The 18,267-nt window shown below is 64.2% G+C and carries 19 protein-coding genes and 1 riboswitch; of the genes, 6 read left to right on the top strand and 13 right to left on the bottom strand.

Annotated features, from left to right (window positions below):
- Position 1: 1 nt before the first annotated feature.
- The 4 genes from IG169_RS02905 to thiB form a co-directional block, all read right to left on the bottom strand.
- Positions 2-1,501 (bottom strand): M48 family metalloprotease, encoded by a 1,500-nt coding sequence (locus tag IG169_RS02905; protein ID WP_193174665.1) that lies wholly within the window; start codon positions 1,499-1,501, stop codon positions 2-4.
- Positions 1,502-1,697: 196 nt separating this feature from the next.
- Positions 1,698-2,366 carry a thiamine ABC transporter ATP-binding protein gene (thiQ, locus tag IG169_RS23955; RefSeq protein ID WP_246717098.1) on the bottom strand — a complete coding sequence of 223 codons (669 nt, stop codon included), beginning with the start codon at positions 2,364-2,366 and terminating at the stop codon, positions 1,698-1,700.
- A gap of 65 nt (positions 2,367-2,431) precedes the next feature.
- The gene (locus tag IG169_RS23950; protein ID WP_343225553.1) at positions 2,432-4,072 is read right to left on the bottom strand and encodes a thiamine/thiamine pyrophosphate ABC transporter permease ThiP; all 1,641 of its coding nucleotides are present in this window, start codon (positions 4,070-4,072) and stop codon (positions 2,432-2,434) included.
- Between the two features lie 13 nt (positions 4,073-4,085).
- Positions 4,086-5,087 carry a thiamine ABC transporter substrate binding subunit gene (gene thiB / locus IG169_RS02895; protein ID WP_193174664.1) on the bottom strand — a complete coding sequence of 334 codons (1,002 nt, stop codon included), beginning with the start codon at positions 5,085-5,087 and terminating at the stop codon, positions 4,086-4,088.
- A gap of 49 nt (positions 5,088-5,136) precedes the next feature.
- Positions 5,137-5,237: riboswitch (TPP riboswitch) on the bottom strand.
- Between the two features lie 87 nt (positions 5,238-5,324).
- On the opposite strand from thiB, the gene IG169_RS02890 reads away from it, so the two are divergent.
- The 3 genes from IG169_RS02890 (at position 5,325) to IG169_RS02880 (ending at position 8,276) form a co-directional block, all read left to right on the top strand.
- Complete coding sequence (locus IG169_RS02890; RefSeq protein WP_193174663.1) at positions 5,325-5,996, top strand: thiamine diphosphokinase; 672 nt, start codon at positions 5,325-5,327, stop codon at positions 5,994-5,996.
- Positions 5,997-6,061: 65 nt separating this feature from the next.
- Positions 6,062-6,319, top strand: a complete 258-nt coding sequence (locus IG169_RS02885; RefSeq protein WP_193174662.1) for a hypothetical protein — start codon at positions 6,062-6,064, stop codon at positions 6,317-6,319.
- A 130-nt stretch (positions 6,320-6,449) separates the two neighbouring features.
- Positions 6,450-8,276 carry an ATP-binding cassette domain-containing protein gene (locus IG169_RS02880; protein ID WP_193174775.1) on the top strand — a complete coding sequence of 609 codons (1,827 nt, stop codon included), beginning with the start codon at positions 6,450-6,452 and terminating at the stop codon, positions 8,274-8,276.
- 3 nt (positions 8,277-8,279) lie between these two features.
- Here the strand turns inward: IG169_RS02880 and IG169_RS02875 are convergent, their stop codons facing one another.
- The 4 genes from IG169_RS02875 to IG169_RS02860 form a co-directional block, all read right to left on the bottom strand.
- The gene (locus tag IG169_RS02875) at positions 8,280-8,606 is read right to left on the bottom strand and encodes a hypothetical protein (RefSeq protein ID WP_193174661.1); all 327 of its coding nucleotides are present in this window, start codon (positions 8,604-8,606) and stop codon (positions 8,280-8,282) included.
- An 85-nt stretch (positions 8,607-8,691) separates the two neighbouring features.
- Complete coding sequence (locus IG169_RS02870; protein ID WP_193174660.1) at positions 8,692-10,260, bottom strand: phytoene desaturase family protein; 1,569 nt, start codon at positions 10,258-10,260, stop codon at positions 8,692-8,694.
- 94 nt (positions 10,261-10,354) lie between these two features.
- The gene (phbB, locus tag IG169_RS02865) at positions 10,355-11,080 is read right to left on the bottom strand and encodes an acetoacetyl-CoA reductase (RefSeq protein ID WP_193174659.1); all 726 of its coding nucleotides are present in this window, start codon (positions 11,078-11,080) and stop codon (positions 10,355-10,357) included.
- Positions 11,081-11,181: 101 nt separating this feature from the next.
- Positions 11,182-12,354 (bottom strand): acetyl-CoA C-acetyltransferase, encoded by a 1,173-nt coding sequence (locus IG169_RS02860; protein ID WP_193174658.1) that lies wholly within the window; start codon positions 12,352-12,354, stop codon positions 11,182-11,184.
- 239 nt (positions 12,355-12,593) lie between these two features.
- Between IG169_RS02860 and phaR the strand changes: the two genes are divergently transcribed.
- A complete protein-coding gene (gene phaR, locus IG169_RS02855) occupies positions 12,594-13,190 on the top strand; it encodes a polyhydroxyalkanoate synthesis repressor PhaR (RefSeq protein WP_193174657.1) in 597 nt (198 codons plus the stop codon).
- Between the two features lie 54 nt (positions 13,191-13,244).
- Here phaR and ggt read toward each other — a convergent pair whose 3' ends face one another.
- A complete protein-coding gene (gene ggt, locus IG169_RS02850; RefSeq protein ID WP_193174656.1) occupies positions 13,245-14,867 on the bottom strand; it encodes a gamma-glutamyltransferase in 1,623 nt (540 codons plus the stop codon).
- A gap of 78 nt (positions 14,868-14,945) precedes the next feature.
- On the opposite strand from ggt, the gene IG169_RS02845 reads away from it, so the two are divergent.
- The gene (locus IG169_RS02845; RefSeq protein ID WP_193174655.1) at positions 14,946-15,374 is read left to right on the top strand and encodes a GlcG/HbpS family heme-binding protein; all 429 of its coding nucleotides are present in this window, start codon (positions 14,946-14,948) and stop codon (positions 15,372-15,374) included.
- 6 nt (positions 15,375-15,380) lie between these two features.
- On the top strand, positions 15,381-15,722 hold the full coding sequence (locus IG169_RS02840) for a YrdB family protein (RefSeq protein ID WP_193174654.1): 342 nt from the start codon (positions 15,381-15,383) through the stop codon (positions 15,720-15,722).
- Positions 15,723-15,742: 20 nt separating this feature from the next.
- On the opposite strand, the gene IG169_RS02835 is transcribed toward IG169_RS02840, so the two are convergent.
- From IG169_RS02835 to IG169_RS02820, 4 genes are all read right to left on the bottom strand, one after another.
- On the bottom strand, positions 15,743-16,144 hold the full coding sequence (locus IG169_RS02835; protein ID WP_193174653.1) for a hypothetical protein: 402 nt from the start codon (positions 16,142-16,144) through the stop codon (positions 15,743-15,745).
- 88 nt (positions 16,145-16,232) lie between these two features.
- Positions 16,233-16,952, bottom strand: a complete 720-nt coding sequence (locus tag IG169_RS02830; RefSeq protein ID WP_193174652.1) for a carbonic anhydrase — start codon at positions 16,950-16,952, stop codon at positions 16,233-16,235.
- 54 nt (positions 16,953-17,006) lie between these two features.
- Positions 17,007-17,894 carry a pyridoxal kinase PdxY gene (gene pdxY, locus IG169_RS02825; protein ID WP_193174651.1) on the bottom strand — a complete coding sequence of 296 codons (888 nt, stop codon included), beginning with the start codon at positions 17,892-17,894 and terminating at the stop codon, positions 17,007-17,009.
- Positions 17,891-18,148 (bottom strand): hypothetical protein, encoded by a 258-nt coding sequence (locus IG169_RS02820; RefSeq protein WP_193174650.1) that lies wholly within the window; start codon positions 18,146-18,148, stop codon positions 17,891-17,893. Before IG169_RS02820 ends, pdxY begins: the two co-directional genes overlap by 4 nt.
- Positions 18,149-18,267: the final 119 nt, after the last annotated feature.

The raw sequence follows: 18,267 nt of genomic DNA, 5'->3' as shown, positions 1-18,267 counted from the left end.
CTCAGTCGGTGACGGTCTTGTAGCTGCGCCCCGGGGTGACCGCCTCGCCGGGCTTCAGGCCGTTGAGCACCCTGAACAGCTCCTCTTCGCGCGAGACTCCGCGCATGCGCGCGGCAAGCGTGCGGGCGCTATCGCCCGGCTGCGCCTTGAGAATATGCACCGACAGCGGCTTCAGCGCGCTCTTTTCGGCCGCCGTGAGCCGCCGGAAACTGTTGGTGACCGAAGCGGCCAGCGCATCCAGTTGGCCCGAGCCGCGCGGCATCGCCGTGAGAATGCGGTAGACCGACTTGCCGGCCCTGACCACGGTAATATCGAAATCCCACATATCCGCGGTCGCCCGGGCCGAGGCCGCCGGCATTCCGTTGACCTGCATCATCCGGACGCTGTTCGCGTCGAGACCCTCCACCCAGCCGCTGCCGATATAGGTGGCAAGCGATTGTCCCGGCGGGACGTCGACGCCATCGAAGCGGATCGCCGCATTGTCGGAGGCGCGCGCCCCGAGAACCGCTTCGGCGCGGTTGTCGATCTCGAAGCCCTCGGGAAACGTGAAAGTGATGCCGAGTGCCGCATGCGAATATGTCTGGCCTCGAACATAACCCTCTTCGGCGGAGTCGCCGAACAGCATGCCGTCTATGCCGGCGAGATAGCCATCATGGTCGCGCTCGCCGTGGCCCGGCGGCCCGTATTTGCGCGCCTGGCCGATGGCCAGTTCGATACGCTGCGGCGTCGACGGGTGGGTCGCGAGGAAATCGAGGCTGGTGTCGTTTTCGCCAGACGCGTTGCGGAACTCGGTATAGGCCGCCATGGTTTCCTGGAAGGCCGCCGCGGCATAGGGATCGAAGCCCGCCTCGGCTATCGACTTGATGCCGATGGCGTCGGCCTGCAGTTCCTGGTTGCGCGAGAACTGGGCCAGCCGCAGCTTGCCGCGCACCAGCGCCCGCCGGCCGGCATCCTTGTCGGAGAGCACATCCGAGACGATGCGCCCGGCAAGTTCGACCTCCGCCTCCTTCTGCTGGCGCAGAATGCCGTGATTGGCGGTCACATGCCCCATCTCGTGCGCAATCACTGCCGCGAGTTCCGCCTTGTCATTGGCGAGTGCCAGCAGGCCGCGCGTGAGGTAGAGAAAACCGCCCGGCAGCGCGAATGCGTTGACGTTGGGAGAATTCAGGATCGTGATCTGGTAGACTTGGCTCGGATTGTCGGAGACGGTGACCAGCTTGCCGACGATGCCGGCCACCATGCGTTCGAGCTTGGGATCGGAATATTCGCCGCCATAGGTCGCGAGGATCTTCGGATGTTGCGCCTCGCCGACGCGGGCCAGCCTGGAGGAGCGCACATTCTGCGCGATGATCGGGCTGTCGGACGGTTTGATCGAGGAATCGCCGGTTAGATCGGCGAGATTCTGGCATGACCCAAGCAACAATGGCAGCGCCAGCACCGCGGGCACAAGCCGTCCGCGGCGCAAACGCGAATCCCGGCGGCCGAATACCGCCGTTGCCATTGAGAACATCCTGTACATCATGCGGAAATACTTGTCCGGCACTCGAATCGGTCGGGATTGCCCCTGGAACCCGTATTTCGGCTTACAGGCACACCGATGCAAGTCACAAGTGTTTTAAAAGCCCGTGTCCAGGTGAAGGTCCGCGACGTCGATTTCACGCGTGACCGCATGACAGCCAATTTTGGCGAAACCACGGTCATGTCGATTCGGCCGAGCCGAGATAGTCCCGGATCGCCTGCGGCGCGGTCCCGGGATCGAGAAGCGTCTCCGTCGGCCCGCCGGCGACCACCGTTCCCGCGGCAAGAAAGACGGTCTGCGGCGCGATGCGCCGCGCATCCTCGGGAAAATGCGTGACCATGAGCGTCGTCATGCCGCGTTCGGAGTGAATCCTGGCGACGAGGTCCAGCATCTCCAGGCGCAGCGCCGGCCCGAGCGAGGCGAAAGCCTCGTCGAGCAACAGCACCGGCTTGCGCCGCACGATCACGCGGGCGAGCGCGACGCGCTGGCGCTCCCCGCCCGACAATTGCCCTGGCAGCCGCGCTCCGTAGCCGCCAAGCCCGACCGAGGCAAGCGCCTCCTCCGCCGCGTCGCGGTCGGTCGGGTCGAGCCGCAGCGACGGCGACAGGCCGAGCGCGACATTTTCGAAGACGCTCAGATGCGCGAACAGATTGTTTTCCTGGAACACCATCGAGACCGGCCGTTCCGAGACGGGCACGCGCGCCATGTCCTCGCCGTCGAAGCGGATCGCGCCCGATTGCGGCACCTCGAATCCCGCGAGCAGGTTGAGCAACGTCGACTTGCCGGACCCGCTCGGCCCGACAAGCGCCGTGATCGCGCCCGCGGCAAAATCGCAGTCGAAGCGCATTTCCGTCCGCTCCGGCGCATAGCGGAAGCGCACATCGTCGCAACGTATGGTGACAGCCTGAATACTCACGTTTCGCTGCGCTCTCTTGCGCTGTCTTCCTTGCCGGCACGATCGGCGATCATCATCAGCGCCATTGTCATCGCGCAGAGGATCAGGGCAAGCCCTGCCGCGTCCTGCGTGCGATAACTGCCCATGCGCTGCAGGATCAGATAGGGCAGCGTCTGCACGTCCTGCGACCCGAAGATCGCGATGACGCCGAGATCGCCGAGCGAAAGCGCCAGCGAAAAGGCGAAGGCGAGCAGGGTCGCGCGCCGCACCAGCGGCCAGGTCACCAGCCGCAGCCGCGAAAACCCGCGTAGGCCGAGTTGCAGGCACAGCCGGTCGTAGCGTTCCGCCGCGCCCGTCACCGCCGGCAGGATCAGCCGGATCGCGAACGGCACCGCCATTGCCGCGTTGATCGTCACGACCATGACCGGGGCCGCCGCATAGGCGCTGGAGAACTGGCGGATCACGACGAACCAGCCCGCCGCGATCACCACCGGCGGAACGACGAGGATCAGGCTCGACGACTGGCCGATCGCCCGTTCGGCGCGCGTTCGTTCGCCCCGGAAGCGCCGTCCCGCTGCCGCCCGCGCCATGCCCGAGGCAAGCGCCAGCGACAGGCTGACCGCGAGGCATGCCGCCAGCGTGCCGAGGATGAGGCTGGTCGCAAGCGCCCGCTGAAACCCGGCCTGCCCGAAAAGCCCCATCAGATCGGCCGACAATCCGCGCCAGATGATGACGGCGAAGGGAAGCAGGACGAAAAGCGTGCCGACGAGGATCGTTATCGCCGAAACGGCCTGCCCCGGAACATGCCGCCGGACGAGGAACGGCCTCAGCGCCCCGACGGTCAGTCCGGCCGAGACTTCGCCGCCGGCCCGCGCCAGCAGGCCGAAGGCGAGCGCCGTGACCGCGATCTGGACGCCGGCGAGCAGCACCGCGCGCGCAATGTCGAAATCGAAGGTCAGCGCCTGGTAGATCGCCACCTCGAGCGTCGTCGCGCGCGGCCCGCCGCCGAGCGTCAGCACGACGGTGAAGGAGGTCACGCACAGCATGAAAATCAGCGATGCCGCCGACGCCAGCGCCGGCCGCATGAACGGCCAGACGACATGCCGGAACCGCGCTCTGAACCCCATGCCGAGCTGATATGACAGCCGGTCGTATTCGCCCGGCATCGAGGCAAGCCCGCCGAGCACGATACGCACGGCGAGCGGCATGTTGAAAAAGACATGCGCGATCAGGATGCCGGTCAGCCCGTAGATGGAGGGAAAGCCGAGGCCGGCGCTTTCCACCATCCGGCTGACCGCGCCACGTTCGCCGTAAAGGCCGACGATTGCGAGGACGGCGACGATCTGCGGTAGCGCCAGCGGCAGCGCGAACAGCCGCAGGACGAGACCGCGGCCCGGAAAACGGCGCATTTCGTAGAGCGCGGCGGCGACAGGAACGGCAAAAAGCAGCGACAGACCGGTCGAAAGCGCCGCCTGGACCAGCGTGAAGCGCAGGCTGCGCCAGACGACCGGATCGCCAAGCGCGCCGGCAACCGCGCCGCCGCCGCCCGGCAACGCCATGATCGCGAGCGGCAGGAAGGCGCCCGCCGCAAGCAGCACGAGCGCCAGGACCGATATCCAGGCCGCCGTGCCGGCGCCTGTCAGACTGCGCGTCGCCACCCTCACGGCCTGCCTATTTGCTCATCACCGAGAGCCACTGCTTGACCCAGTCCTCGCGGTGCTCGGCGACCTCCTCGGGCGTGTAGATCAGCGCCTTTGTCGGCTGCACGAGCTTGCCGAAGGCCGGATCGAGCGGCTTTGACGTCGGCGCCGCCGGAAGCATCCAGTTGGTCTCCGGGATGATGTCCTGGAAAGCGGGACTCGTCATGAAAGCAAGAAATTGCGCCGCAAGCGGATTTTGCGCGCCTTTCCTGGTCTGCCCGGCGACCTCGATCTGCATGTAGTGGCCTTCCGAGAAGGAGGCCGCCTGGTAGCGGTCGCTGTCTTCGGCGATCATGTGATAGGCCGGCGATGTCGTGTAGGAGAGAACCATGTGCGCCTCGCCGGAGGTGAACAGGCCATAGGCCTCCGACCAGCCCGGCGTCACCGTCAGCACGCGCTGCTTCAGTTCCTCATAGGCCTCCGGCGAGAGATCGCCGTAGATCTTCCTGATCCACAGCATCAGGCCGAGGCCCGGCGTCGAGGTGCGCGGATCCTCGATGACGATCTTGCCTTCCCTGCCCTTGAGAAAATCATGCATGCTTTTCGGCGGATTGACGATCGCCTTCGTATCGTAGACGACGGCGAAATAGCCGTAGTCGAACGGAACGAACGTGTCGTCCGACCAGCCGCCCGGCACGGTCACCTTGTCGGTCGAGATCCCGTGCGGCGCGAAAAAGCCGGTTTTTTTGGCTTCCGCCGTCAGGTTGGTGTCGAGACCGAGTACGATGTCGGCATCGGTGTTGCCGCCCTCGAGCCGCAGCCGGTTGAGAAGCGCGACCCCGTCGGCGACGGAAACGAATTTCAGGTCGCAGTCGCATTGCGCCTCGAAAGCCTTCTCGACCTGCGGACCCGGCCCCCAGTCGGCCGTAAAGCTCTCATAGGTATAGACTGTCAGAGTGCCTTCAGCGGCGGCGGCCTGCGAAAAGCCGGCACACGCGAGAGCGGTAAAAAGAATAAGCGAAGTCCTGCGCATTACGCACCTCCTTGGTTCGAGTTGGGATCGAGGCGCGTAACCGCTGGTGCGGAAAAAAGCGTCTAATCCCTCCGCCGGTGCAAACCGGATCAGGTTCGACGGGTTGGCTGATGCCTCTCAGCCGCATATGCGGCACCCCGTTAGAGCGCCTCCGTTGTAGAGGGACGAAGGCCCGTCTTCAAGAGCAAACGCGTATTGCCGCTTGGCGGTTCGAAAAAGCTTCGATAGTGCTGGGCGATGTCCGCTTCACCCACCCAACGTTTCGCGATCTTGCTCGACGGCGCGCTTTCACCGACCGCGCGGCTGCGCAGCCAGCTTGCCGGCTGCCGGGTCCTGGCTGCCGACGGCGGCATTCGCCATGCCGATAGGCTGGGTCTCGATCCGGAGTTATGGCTCGGCGATTTCGATTCCGCCGACGGCCCGCTCGCCGAACGATTCGGCCATGTGCCGCGCAAGGATTACACGACCGAAAAGGCGATTTCGGACGGCCAGATCGCGATTCGTCACGCGCTCGATTCAGGCGCGCGCGAAATCGTTCTCGCCGGCGCACTCGGCGGCGAACGCAGCGACCACGCCTTCTTCAATCTTGCGGCTGCGGCCGATCTCGCCCGCAACCGGCCGGACGTCTCCGTCCTGCTTTCCAGCGGCTGCGAGGAGGCGGTGCCACTCCTGCCGGGCAAGGCTTTCAGGCCGGACTGGCGGGCAGGAACCATTTTCTCCGTTGTGAGTTTTACCGAAATGAGGGGCCTGACCGTAAGAAACGCGAAATGGCCGCTCGACCATGTCGAGGTCCCCTTCGGTTCGACATGGACCTTGTCCAATGTCGCTGGAGATGGGCTGGAAATTCTGCTATCGGATGGTTGCGGTGTCGCAATTTGTCAGCTTGAATGTTTATCGGATCCGGTGTGACATATGTCACAATGTTGATGTTTTCGGCTGGGTAATGTGATGTCGGGAGAAAAGGAGATCACCCCATGAAAATTGCAAAATCCATTGCTGCACTTGCACTTGTCGGCGCGCTCGCCGGCGGTTGCACGACGGCGGAACAGACCGGTACGGCCGGTGCTCTCATCGGCGGCGCCGTTGGCGGCGCGGTGTCCGGAGACCTTGGCGGCGTCGCGATCGGCGCGTTCGTCGGCGGTGTCGGCGGCTACCTTCTGGGCAAGGCGGCGGACGGCCGTTGCCGTTATCGCCGTTCGGACGGCACCATTTTCTACGCTCGCTGCCCATAATCGGCGCTTGAGTGAATTAGGGGGCCGCGGATCGCCGCAAGGCGGTTCGCGGCTCTTGCTTTTCGGTTGCCGCCATCCGAGAAGGCGCTGGAGCGTTTCACCTCCAAACCGATCCCGTTAGACGATGGCCATCTCTCCACCCCTGCTGCGCGCCGAAAGCCTGACGCTGACATTCGGCGGAAGGCCGCTTTTCGAAGACGTCTCCTTTTCCGTCCATGCCGGCGACCGCATCGCGCTTGTCGGGCGCAACGGTTCGGGCAAATCCACCCTGCTGAGGATCGCCGCCGGTCTCGCCGACTCGACCAGCGGCGAGGTAATCACCGAGCGCAACGCAACGATTCGCTATTTGCCGCAATCGCCCGACCTCGAAGGTTTTGCCAGCATCGGCGCCTATGCGCGCGCCGAACTCGGCCCCCTCGACGATCCGTTCCGCGCCGACTACCTGCTCGGCGAACTCGGCCTCGACCCGGACCGCGCGCCGCAAGGCCTGTCCGGCGGCGAGACGCGCCGCGCGGCACTGGCCCGCACGCTCGCGCCCGAACCCGACATCCTGTTTCTCGACGAGCCCACAAACCACCTCGACCTGCCGGCGATCGAATGGCTGGAAGGCGAATTGTCCCGCTCGCGCTCGGCGATCGTGCTGATCTCGCATGACCGGCGCTTCCTCGAAAAACTATCGCGCAGCACCCTCTGGCTCGATCGTGGAACGCTGCGCGAGAATAATGCGGGCTTCGCCGAATTCGAGGACTGGCGCGACAAGGTGCTCGAGGAGGAAGAACGCGAACACCACAAGCTCGGTCGCAAGATCGTGCGCGAGGAACATTGGGTCACCTACGGCGTCAGCGGCCGGCGCAAGCGCAATATGCGCCGCCTCGGAGAACTCGCCGAACTGCGCAAGGCCTTTGGCGAGCACCAGAAGCCGGATGGCACCGCCAGGCTCGCCGCCGCCGATGCCCGCGAAAGCGGCAAGCTGGTCATCGAGGCCAAGGGTATTTCCAAGAGCTACGGCGCCAAGACACTGGTGCGCGACTTCTCGCTACGTGTCCATCGCGGCGACCGGATTGGCCTCGTCGGTCCGAACGGCGCCGGCAAGACAACACTTGTGAAGCTACTGACCGGAGAACTCGCGCCCGATGCGGGCAGCGTGCGCCACGGCGCCAATCTCGAGATGGCCGTCCTCGACCAGCGCCGCGACGCCTTGCGCCCGGAAGAGACGCTGGAACACTTCCTGACCGACGGGCGCGGCTCTTCGCTCATCGTCAATGGCGAACAGAAGCACGTCGTATCCTACATGAAGGACTTCCTGTTCAAGCCGGAACAGGCGCGCACGCCGGTGCGAGAACTTTCCGGCGGCGAAAAGGCGCGCCTGTTGCTCGCCCGCACGCTGGCGCGACCCGCCAACCTGCTCGTCCTCGACGAGCCGACAAACGATCTCGACATGGAGACGCTCGACCTGCTGCAGGAACTGATCGCCGGCTTCCCCGGCACGGTGCTGCTTGTCAGCCATGACCGCGACTTCCTCGACCGGACCGTCAACGCGGTCATCGCCCCCGACGAGACGAAGCCGGACGAAGGGCGCTGGATCGCTTATGCCGGCGGCTATTCCGACATGCTCGCCCAGAAGGGCGCCGCCGGCACGCCGGCAAGCGCGAAACCGAAACCGGCGGCAAAACCGTCTGCGCCCTCGCCCACGCCGGAAAGGCCGCAGGCCGGCAAGTCGAAACTCTCCTACAAGCAGAAATATGCGCTGGAGACCCTGCCCGGCGAGATCGAAACGCTCGCAAAGGACATCGAAGCCCTGGAGGCAAGGCTCGCCGACCCGGCGCTGTTTGCCAAGGATCCCGGCGGCTTCAACAAGGTTGCCGCCGATCTCGGGACCAAGCGCACGCGCCACGCGGCGCTGGAAGAGGAATGGCTGGAACTGGAAATGCTGCGCGAGGAGATCGAGGGCGCCTGAGCGCTACGCGATCGGCTTGCAGCGGTGCCAATCTTCCTGCGGTTGCTCGGTGCCGTCTATAATCCGGTCCACCCGCAGATCGTCCTCGCTCCACAGTTGCATGCGCACGTCATGCGCCTCCTCCGGATCGCCGATCGGCCCGACATAGCGGAAGGCGTGACGCGCATACTCTCCGGTAATCTGCGCGCCCGACGGAGTGCGGATCGAGGGTCCGTCGATCGACATCATCCGCCCGTCGCCGGAACACCAGTCGCCGTCGATGGCATCGGCACGGGCCGGAAACGAAAAAAGAAATGCCGCGAAGAACGCGAAGAGAATTCGTCTGGTCATGTTTGTTTCGAATAGCACAATTATAGGGTGATGCGGGAGACCGCCGCAAGCAACGGAACCTGTAGTTGAAAATACAGCGCCGGCTTTACCCGGATCTGCGACGATGCAGCCAGGCATTGACCATGTCACCCGCCATCGCACCGGTTCCCATCGAACCTGAGTATCCGGCCGCGCCGGCAAAGCTCGACGCCAGAAAAACCCCGTCCAGCGCGGTTTTCGGCGATCGTCCGATGCCGGACCACATCGGCCTGTCGGGAGGCAGCGCCGCAAACCCGTATATCGCGCCGTCCGGCGTGCCAAGATAACGCTGCATCGATGTCGCGGAGACAAAGAAGCGGTGCGTAACCGCCGCCGAAAATCCGGGCCAGTGACGTTCGATCTCGGCCTCGATCGCTGCCGTCCAGGCATCGCGCCGCGCTCGTTCCGCGCTGGCCGTCATGCCCGACCAGTTGCGCGTGCTGTCGAGCCCGGTAACCGTCAGCAAGATGGTATTTCCGTCGCCTATCCCGGCATCGATCGCGTTATAGTTGACCAGCGCGAAAGGCGGCAACTTGCCGCGGGGATCATCACAAAGCAGATCACCGGCAGCCGCATAGTCCGATAAGCTTTTCATCCACTCCGGCAGGACCATCGTAGAATAGTGGCGCGGCAATATTCCTGCCGCATCGGCACGCACGCCGAAATGAAGGCCGAATACCGAGTTCGACACTTCCTTGCCTTCGTAACGCGCAAAGAAGCGCGGGCGCGCCGGCTCCGGAAGCATGTCGTTCAAAGCGTGCGGAGCGCAATTGGCGACTATTGCCGACGCCCGCACAGCGGATACCGAACCGGTCTTCACGTCTCGATATTCAACTTCGCCGGGATCCTCTCCGTCCGGCGGCTGCATTCGTATCGCTTCGCGGCCGGTGAGGACTGCACCGCCGTGGCCGATGATGAATTCCTTCAGCGCACCAGTGAGCGACGCCGATCCGCCCTTCAGGTAGCAACCGCCGGAACTGATATAGCTATATTGCGCGACGGCGTAGTAGATCCACCAAAGCTTCGCCGGATCATTGCCGTAGTAGGGCAGATTTGCCGCAAGCGCGCATTTGACCGCTTCGTTGCCGCCGAGTTCCGAATCGAAAACCTCCGAGACGGAATGTTTCCACTCGGAGACCAGTGGTCCCGCCTTGAACAGCGCGCGCGCCAGATGGGCGACCGATGGACGCTCCCGCGCTTCCGACATGCCGCGCAGCGCCGTTCCGATTGCCTCCATGCGATCAAGCACGCGATTGACGCCGCTATCGCCAAAACGCTCCGACAATGCCTGCCTTGCCTGATCGAACCCGTGACAGAGTTCAAATGGCGTGTCTCCTAGCGGCCCGCCGCGAACGGCATAGAGCGGTCCGACAGGTATCCATTCCAGCTTGTCGAGCAAACCGAGACGCGTCAGCAGGTGGTGCTTGGGATCAAGCGGGTCGCGCGGATCCGCAGTTTCATGCAATGCCGCTTCGATCGTCAGGCCGTCGACATCGTAGACCGAGGCGCAACCTCCAACGTCATCGTGGCGCTTGATCAAGCAAACGTCCCTGCCGGCAGCGGCAAGAACGGCCGCGGCTGCGAGCCCGCCCAATCCGCCACCGATGATAATCGCATCGTGATCGACCGTTTTCATGCCGCCACGATGCGCCTTGCCGTCCGGCGGTCACATGATGCATGTCAACGGCGAGCGCGAAATATCCATCGCGCCCGCGATTTTCCGACCGGTATCAGGAGAAGAACTGGCCGCCATTCGCCGAGATCGTCGAGCCGGTGATGAAACCGGCATCGTCGGCGGCAAGGAAAACGACGCAGCGCGCGATTTCCTCCGGCTCACCGAGGCGGCCGACGGGGATCTGCGGCAGGATGCGCGATTTCAGAACCTCCTCGTCGATCGCCCGCACCATCTCGGTTCCGATATAGCCCGGGCAGATGGCGTTGACCGTGATCCCGGCGCGCGCGCCTTCCTGTGCGAGCGCCCGGGTGAACCCGATATCGCCCGCCTTGGAGGCCGAATAGTTGACCTGGCCGGCCTGGCCTTTCTGGCCGTTGATCGAGGAAATATTGATGACGCGACCGAATTTTCGATCGCGCATGCCGGACCAGACCGGATGCGTCATGTTGAACACGCCGGACAGGTTGGTATTGATGACCGCGTCCCAGTTTTCCTTGGTCATTTTGTGGAACATGGCGTCGCGGGTGATGCCGGCATTGTTGACCAGAACCTCCACCGGGCCGAGATCGGCTTCGACCTGGGCGACTCCCGCCACGCAGGCATCGTAATCGGCGACCGACCACTTGTAGACGGCAATGCCGGTCTCGCTCTTGAACTTGGCGGCGGCTTCGTCATTGCCTGCATAATTGGCGGCGACCGTATAGCCGGCATCCTTCAGCGCGATCGAAATGGCGGCGCCGATGCCGCGCGTTCCACCGGTTACGAGTGCGACACGTCCCATGCTTGTTCCTCCTCCTCGTTACACTTCTCTGAAATCTCGTTGTCAGGAATATCGTTGCCGGAGCGGCGGGCCGTTTCCTGACCCGCCATTCCGTTCGGTCTTTAGCGTTCGACGCACATGGCGACGCCCATGCCGCCGCCGATGCACAGCGTGGCGAGGCCCTTTTTGGCGTTGCGCCGCTTCATCTCGAACAGCAGCGTGTTGAGGATGCGCCCGCCCGATGCGCCGATCGGGTGACCGATCGCGATCGCGCCGCCATTGACATTAACGATGTCCGGGTTCCAGCCGAGATCCTTGTTGACCGCGCAGGCCTGCGCTGCGAACGCCTCGTTCGCCTCGACCAGATCGAGATCGTCGACCGACCAGCCGGCCTTCTCCAGAGCCTTGCGCGAAGCCGGGATCGGGCCCGTCCCCATGATCGCCGGATCGACGCCCGCCGTCGCCCAGGAAACGATACGCGCCAACGGCGTGATGCCGCGTTTGGCCGCTTCCTCTTCGCTCATCAGCACGGTCGCCGCCGCGCCGTCATTGATGCCGGACGCGTTGGCCGCCGTCACGGTGCCTTCCTTGTCGAAGGCCGGACGCAGCTTGCCGACGCCTTCGAGCGTGACGCCGTATTTGATGTACTCGTCGTCCTCGACCACCGTGTCGCCCTTGCGGCCCTTGACCGTGTAGGCGACGATTTCGTCCTTGAACTTGCCGGCCTTCTGGGCCGCTTCCGCCTTGTTCTGCGATGCCACCGCGAAAGCATCCTGGTCATGGCGGGTCAGCTGCCACTGGCGCGCCACGTTCTCCGCCGTGTTGCCCATGTGATAACCGTGGAAGGCGTCCATCAGACCATCCTTCAGCATGGTGTCGATCATCTTCATGTCACCCATCTTCACGCCACCACGCAGATGCGCGCAATGCGGCGCCATCGACATCGATTCCTGCCCGCCCGCGACGATGATTTTCGCGTCGCCGGTCATGATCTGCTGCATGCCGATGGCGACGGTGCGCAGGCCCGATCCGCAAAGCTGGTTCAGGTTCCAGGCCGTGGTCTCCTGCGGGCAGCCCGCCCCCATCGACGCCTGGCGGGCCGGGTTCTGGCCTTCGCCGGCGGTCAGGATCTGACCCATGATGACTTCGTCGACTTCGCTCCCGTCGACCCCGGCGCGTTCCAGCGCACCGCGAATGGCGGCGGCGCCCAGTTCATGGGCCAATACATTCGCAAATGCACCATTGAACGATCCGACCGGCGTGCGGGCGGCGCTTGCGATAACCACAGATGTCATAATGGGTACTCCTCGTTAGGGGACGGCAAAAACCGATCCGGTAATTGATTGTAGCGCTTGGCCAGCGACACTCAATGCCTGCCTTAAAAGCATCGCACTGCGCAAGGCCAGTCGGCAATTCGGCCTACACCCTTGGCTGCAGTGCAACAAAACGCTTTGATATGAACCAAATTTGTCACTAGTATTTCCTGCAACAAATAAATATCGGGCCGACAACAGGCCGAACGGGAGAGCGCGACATGGCAGGCAACGACGAGCCGACCGTTATCAAGAAATATGCGAACCGGCGCCTCTACAATACGGGCACGAGTACCTATGTGACGCTGGAGGACCTCGCCAAAATGGTCAAGGACGGGGAGGATTTCGTCGTCCATGACGCGAAAAGCGGCGAGGATCTCACCCATGCCGTCCTGACCCAGATCATCTTCGAGCAGGAAGGCAAGACCGGCCAGGCGATGCTTCCCATTTCGGTCCTGCGCCAGCTCATATCCTTTTACGGCGACCAGATGCAGATGGTGCTGCCGAGCTATCTCGAACATTCCATGACGATCTTCACCAAGGAACAGGAGCGCATCCGCGAGCAAATGGCGTCGATGGTCGGCAAGACCCCGATCGACATCATGGCTTCCGGCCAGCAACTGATCGAGGAACAGACACGGCGCAATATGGAGATGTTCCATAACGCGATGCAGATGTTCTCGCCCTTCCCCGCCGCATCAGGCGAGACGCAGGACGAGCCGGAAGCAAAATCCGAAAAATCGTCGCCAAGCGAACTCAAGTCCATGCGCGAACAGATCGCCGCGATGCAGCGCAAGCTTGACTCGATGGACAAGTGAAACCGCTCGTCCATCCGTTCGAAATGGAACACGCACGGTCGGGTAAGTAATTACTTACCATCCAAGCGCGCAGCCGTCCTTGCGCGGGTCCGATCCGCCGATCAGGAAACCCGTCTCCCTGTCGATCACAACCGCCTGGCCGCCGCCGCGCGGACCGGTTGCCGGCGCGACCGGGTGGCCCATCGCCCGCAGCTTTTCGGCGACATCGCCGGGCAGACCGTCTTCGGCGCGGATGACGCCCTCGTCATCCCAGAAGACCCGCGGATGATCGATCGCGGCCTGCGGGTCCATGCCGTAGTCGAGCATGTTGCCGAGCACATGGGCATGCCCCATCGGCTGATAGGAACCGCCCATGACGCCGAAGGAAATCGCGGGAAGCCCGTCCTTCGTCACCATCGCCGGGATAATCGTGTGCAGCGGACGCTTGCGCGGACCGATGGCGTTGGGGTGGTTTGGGTCGGCGCTGAAGCAGTTGCCGCGGTTTTGCAACGTGATGCCGCTTTCCGGCGTGACAATCTGCGCACCGAAATCCCCGTAGAGGGAATTGATGAAGGACACCGCCATGCGGTCGCGGTCGACGATCGACAGATATACCGTGTCCGAATTCGGCAAACCCGGCAATGTAAGCAATTGATTACGTTTAGCCGGGTCGAACTGCACCGCGAGCGTTTCGGCGAAATCGCGCGAGATCAGCTTTTCCGCGGCAACCGGCATCACGTCGGGATCACTGAGCCAGGCATCGCGGACGCTATAGGCGAGACGCGCCGCCTCGATTTCGCAGTGATAGCGCTCGGCGCTGAGATCCGGGTGGCGGCGCGCCTCCATCAGGTCGAGCAGGTTGAGCATGATCATTGCCACCATGCCCTGGCCGCTCGGCGGCAATTCGCGCAATTCGTGATTTTGGTAAGTAATTTCTAACGGATTGACGAGGGACGTCTTGCAGGCGGCGATATCCTCCTCGGTCAGGAATCCGCCCTTCGCCTGCAACGTCGCGGCGATCTCGGCGGCGATGGCGCCGGTATAGAAGGCATCGGCGCCATTCTTGGCGATCATCCGCAGCGTATCGGCAAGCGCCGGCTGGCGGTGACGTTGCCCGATCCGCGGCGCCTTTCCGTCGATCAGCAAGTGATGGCGCGCGCCCTCGTCCTTGGCAAGCGTTTCGACATGCTTGGCCCAGTCAAAGGCAACACGCGGCGCGACGGCGTAGCCTTCCTCGGCATAACGAATCGCGTCGCGCAGAAGCCGGTCGAAACCGAGCGTCCCGTGCACGGCGAGCAAGGTCTCCCAGCCCCTGACGGCGCCCGGAACGGTGACGGCGTGCGCGGAATGCTCGGGGATTTCCGTGAAGCCGTTTTCCGCATACCACTCGGCATGGGCGCCGGCCGCCGCGCGGCCGGCACCATCGATTCCGGTAACCGTGCCGTCGGGCGTGCAGACAATGGCGAAACAGTCGCCGCCGATCCCGGTCATCTGCGGTTCGACCACCGCGAGCGTCGCCGCCGCCGCAACGGCCGCATCGGCGGCATTGCCGCCCGCCTTCAGCACCTCCAGCGCCGAAACCGAGGCCAGCGGATGCGACGTGGCGACAAGGCCGTTCTCGGCAATGACCGGCGAACGGCCGGGAAGCTGGAAATTGCGCGCCAAGGGTTTACCTCCCGGGAAAAACAGTTTGAACATTTACGAACGGCCTGCGCGTGTTACGAAGCCGGCACAGGCTGTGATGGGAACAGCGGTAAACACAAGAGAACCGGGGCCATGTCAAATCTTTCGCTCGCCAAAGCCAACGAAATCATCGCCGCCACGCTGGCAAAGGGCCAGGACTTGGGACTGAAGCCCCTGTCGGTCGCCGTCCTCGACGCGGGCGGCCACCTGATCGCCTTCCAGCGTTCCGACAATTCGTCATTCCTGCGCTACGAGATCGCCGCCGGTAAAGCCTATGGCTGCCTGGCGCTCGGCGTCGGGTCGCGCTGGCTCAATACGCAGGCTGAAACGCGGCCGCATTTCCTCGAAAACCTGTCGGCGATCTCCGGTGGCAAGATAGTCGCCGTTCCGGGCGGCGCGCTGGTCAGGGACAATGGCGCGATCGTCGGCGCCGTCGGTGTCACGGGCGACACCTCCGACAATGACGAGGCCTGCGCCATCGCGGGTATCGAGGCCGCCGGTTTCGAGGCCGACGCGGGCTGACCCGCGATGCGCGTACTGGCGGCCGTTAACGACATGCTGGCCCTTCTGCTGGAAATCGGCGCGCTGATCGCTATCGCGAATGGTGTGCACCACTCAATCGACCAGCCCGTCTTGCACTGGATCGCCCCGGTCGTCGCCGTGGTCGGGGTCGTGCTGCTATGGGGTCGTTACGCGGCGCCAAAATCCGCTCGGCGGCTTCGCGGCCCCGCCCTGCTTGGCTTCAAGGCCTGCATATTCGCCGCCGCATCCCTCTCGCTTCTCGCCGCCGCCGGCCCGATCTGGGCCGCAACCTACGCGGCTCTCGCGATCATCCAGCTTGCCATCGCGGCCGCCATCGACCGCTTGTAGCGATTGCCGCCAGACAAAGCCTAGTTGAACGACACGTCCCGTCCGGCCGAACGGATCGAGACCGAGAAACCGGCCATCAGGTCGATCGCCGACATCACCATCAAAAGGAAGAACACCGACGTCGCCGCCGACGGCACGACGAGGAATTCGACCAGGAAGGCGACAAAGACGAAGGTCGACAGCAGGTGGTCGATCACCGACGCATTTGACGTCCGCGTCGATTTCAGGATCTCGAAGAACATGAATACCAGACCGACGGCGATGAGCGCATCGCCGAGATTCATCCGCCAGACCCCGCCGGAAATCATCGACAGCGACAGCAGGTCCATGGCGAACGGGTCGCCGCCCGACGCGCCGGCAAGCCCGGCGATGACGAGATTGAAGAGAATGAAGGGTACGATCAGCAAAGGCACGTTCGACACGGCGGAATTCCCTTTCCTGGCTGGCCATCGGATGACCGCTTCCTAGGACGTTGACATGGCGCGGGCAATCGCCGCTCTCGCCATTGCCTCACTTTTGACCGGCGAGTCCCAGCGTTTCAATGGCCGGCTCGAAGACCTTCCGGTCCGGGTCGTAGACCCATAGAACGCCTTCGGAGATGTCGAACCAGGCGCCGTGCAGCGTCAGCCGCCCGTCGGCCTCGCGGTCGCGGACATAGGGAAAGGTGCGCAGGTTCTCGATCGATTCGCGCACCGACATGCATTCCACCGCCGTATGGCGCGGATCCTGGCCGGGATGGATATGCTTGTCCTCGGGGTGGTCGATATGCATGTGCCGCACGGCGTCGTGGCCTTCGCCATGCGCGACCCGGTCGATCGCCGGATCGAGCAGGCTGATCCAGTGGCCGATGGCGTCGCCCTCGTCGAGCATCTGCCGGCGTTCGTCGAGCGCTGCCGCCACGCCGCCGCAACGCCCGTGCCCCATCACCACGATATGCCGCACGCCGAGACTGACGACCGCGAACTCGATCGACGCCACCGAGGAACGGTAACGCCCCTCCGCATTGTAGGGCGGCACCAGATTGGCGACATTGCGCAGGACGAAGATCTCGCCCGGCCCGGAATCGAAGATGATTTCCGGCGCCGCCCGCGAATCGCAGCAGGCGATCACCAGCGCCTCGGGTTGCTGCCCGCTGGCCGCCAGGTCGCGGTAGTGGTCTGAGCGCTTGCGGTAGGTCGAGTGCAGGAAGCCCTGATAACCGTCGAGCAGTTTTTGCGGAAATTTAGCCATGCCGGGGAGGTAGCGCCGTAACGGCATCTGTTCAAGCCGTTTTGTGCGACTCGCTTATGCGCGGCGCGGCGGCGACGGTAGCGGGCCGAGCTGGCGCATCTGCACCATCGACATCGGCCGCAACAGGCTCGACTGGTCTGTCTCCAGCATCAGTTCGTCGGCGCCCCGCTTGCAGGCGCGCGCGACGAGCTCGTAAACCGAGGCGGTGGCAAGCTGCAGCGCCTTTTTCGGCGCATCGCCGGCAAGCAGGCGCGCGAGGAAAAGCGCCGCGGTCATGTCGCCCGGCCCGTTCGGCGGATTGGCGATCTGGCGGTGTTCGGCGAGAACCGCCTGGCCGTTGCTGACGAGAAGATTGCCGGTGCCGCCGGCAAGCAAAGAATGGGCGCTCGTCACCAGCACGTGTTTCGCACCGAGATCGCCGGCCGCCGCCCGGATCTCCTCGTTCGAATCCGCTTCCGTCCCGGTCAGCCAGCCAAACTCGAAACGGTTGGGCGTCACGATGTCGGCGCTCGAAAACAGCCGGTCCCTGATCTCGGCCGCCACCGGCTCCGGCACGTAGAGACCGCCCTGGTCGCCGACAACCGGATCGCAGACATGCAGCGCTTCCGGATTGGCCTCGCGCACCGCCTCGATGAACGCCGCGACCGGCCCGGCCTGCTCGGCCGACCCGAGATAGCCGGTCAGCACCGCGCCGACCTCGCCGATATGTGGCGAAGTGGAAAGTGCCGCCATGAAGGCAGCGAATTCCTCGTCTCCGGGCACGATGCGCGGCGCCGGCCCGTGGCCCGGATGCCACGGCAACATCACCGTCGGCACCGCCCAGACCGGAAACCCGAGCGCTTCGAGCGCGAAGACGGCCGCGCGGTTGCCGACCGACCCGCGCGCGACATGGCTCGATATGACGACCACCGCCGGCCGCACGGAAGAATTTGCTTCGTTCATCGCCGCAGGTAACCGATCAGCCAGATAGCAAGGATGAGAAAGGCGATGGCCGAGAGAGCCCGGCCGGTGCGCCGGCCCCAGACCTCCACCGGATCGTCGGGATCGGCCTCGTCGGCCGCCATGTGGGAGCGGGCGCGGTTGACCGTGCGCGCGAGCGTCGATTGTCCGACGACCTCGGAATCGGCGACGGCGCGCTCGAGAACGCGCTGCGCTTCCTTTTCGCGGGCCAGGTCGTCCGGGTGTTTGTCAGCCATGCTCGAACCGTTTCGATTTGTCGAAGCCGCGCGGACACTATCGCGCGCCGCACATCGCGGCAACAAATCAAGCGCGACCCGAGCGGTTCCGATTTGCCAAAGAATTGTGCTGCATGGCG

The organism is Oricola nitratireducens (genome assembly GCF_014904745.1).
GTDB lineage: Bacteria > Pseudomonadota > Alphaproteobacteria > Rhizobiales > Rhizobiaceae > Oricola > Oricola nitratireducens.
This window is presented reverse-complemented; position numbering and strand designations above follow the sequence as displayed.

Excerpts from the sequence above, each read along its gene's own strand:
- IG169_RS02905 (WP_193174665.1), bottom strand. The coding sequence starts at position 1,501 with ATGGCAACGGCGGTATTCGGCCGCCGGGATTCGCGTTTGCGCCGCGGA.
- thiQ (WP_246717098.1), bottom strand. The coding sequence starts at position 2,366 with ATGCGCTTCGACTGCGATTTTGCCGCGGGCGCGATCACGGCGCTTGTC.
- thiB (WP_193174664.1), bottom strand. The coding sequence starts at position 5,087 with ATGCGCAGGACTTCGCTTATTCTTTTTACCGCTCTCGCGTGTGCCGGC.
- IG169_RS02890 (WP_193174663.1), top strand. The coding sequence starts at position 5,325 with ATGTCCGCTTCACCCACCCAACGTTTCGCGATCTTGCTCGACGGCGCG.
- IG169_RS02885 (WP_193174662.1), top strand. The coding sequence starts at position 6,062 with ATGAAAATTGCAAAATCCATTGCTGCACTTGCACTTGTCGGCGCGCTC.
- IG169_RS02875 (WP_193174661.1), bottom strand. The coding sequence starts at position 8,606 with ATGACCAGACGAATTCTCTTCGCGTTCTTCGCGGCATTTCTTTTTTCG.
- IG169_RS02870 (WP_193174660.1), bottom strand. The coding sequence starts at position 10,260 with ATGAAAACGGTCGATCACGATGCGATTATCATCGGTGGCGGATTGGGC.
- phbB (WP_193174659.1), bottom strand. The coding sequence starts at position 11,080 with ATGGGACGTGTCGCACTCGTAACCGGTGGAACGCGCGGCATCGGCGCC.
- IG169_RS02860 (WP_193174658.1), bottom strand. The coding sequence starts at position 12,354 with ATGACATCTGTGGTTATCGCAAGCGCCGCCCGCACGCCGGTCGGATCG.
- phaR (WP_193174657.1), top strand. The coding sequence starts at position 12,594 with ATGGCAGGCAACGACGAGCCGACCGTTATCAAGAAATATGCGAACCGG.
- ggt (WP_193174656.1), bottom strand. The coding sequence starts at position 14,867 with ATGTTCAAACTGTTTTTCCCGGGAGGTAAACCCTTGGCGCGCAATTTC.
- IG169_RS02845 (WP_193174655.1), top strand. The coding sequence starts at position 14,946 with ATGTCAAATCTTTCGCTCGCCAAAGCCAACGAAATCATCGCCGCCACG.
- IG169_RS02840 (WP_193174654.1), top strand. The coding sequence starts at position 15,381 with ATGCGCGTACTGGCGGCCGTTAACGACATGCTGGCCCTTCTGCTGGAA.
- IG169_RS02830 (WP_193174652.1), bottom strand. The coding sequence starts at position 16,952 with ATGGCTAAATTTCCGCAAAAACTGCTCGACGGTTATCAGGGCTTCCTG.
- pdxY (WP_193174651.1), bottom strand. The coding sequence starts at position 17,894 with ATGAACGAAGCAAATTCTTCCGTGCGGCCGGCGGTGGTCGTCATATCG.
- IG169_RS02820 (WP_193174650.1), bottom strand. The coding sequence starts at position 18,148 with ATGGCTGACAAACACCCGGACGACCTGGCCCGCGAAAAGGAAGCGCAG.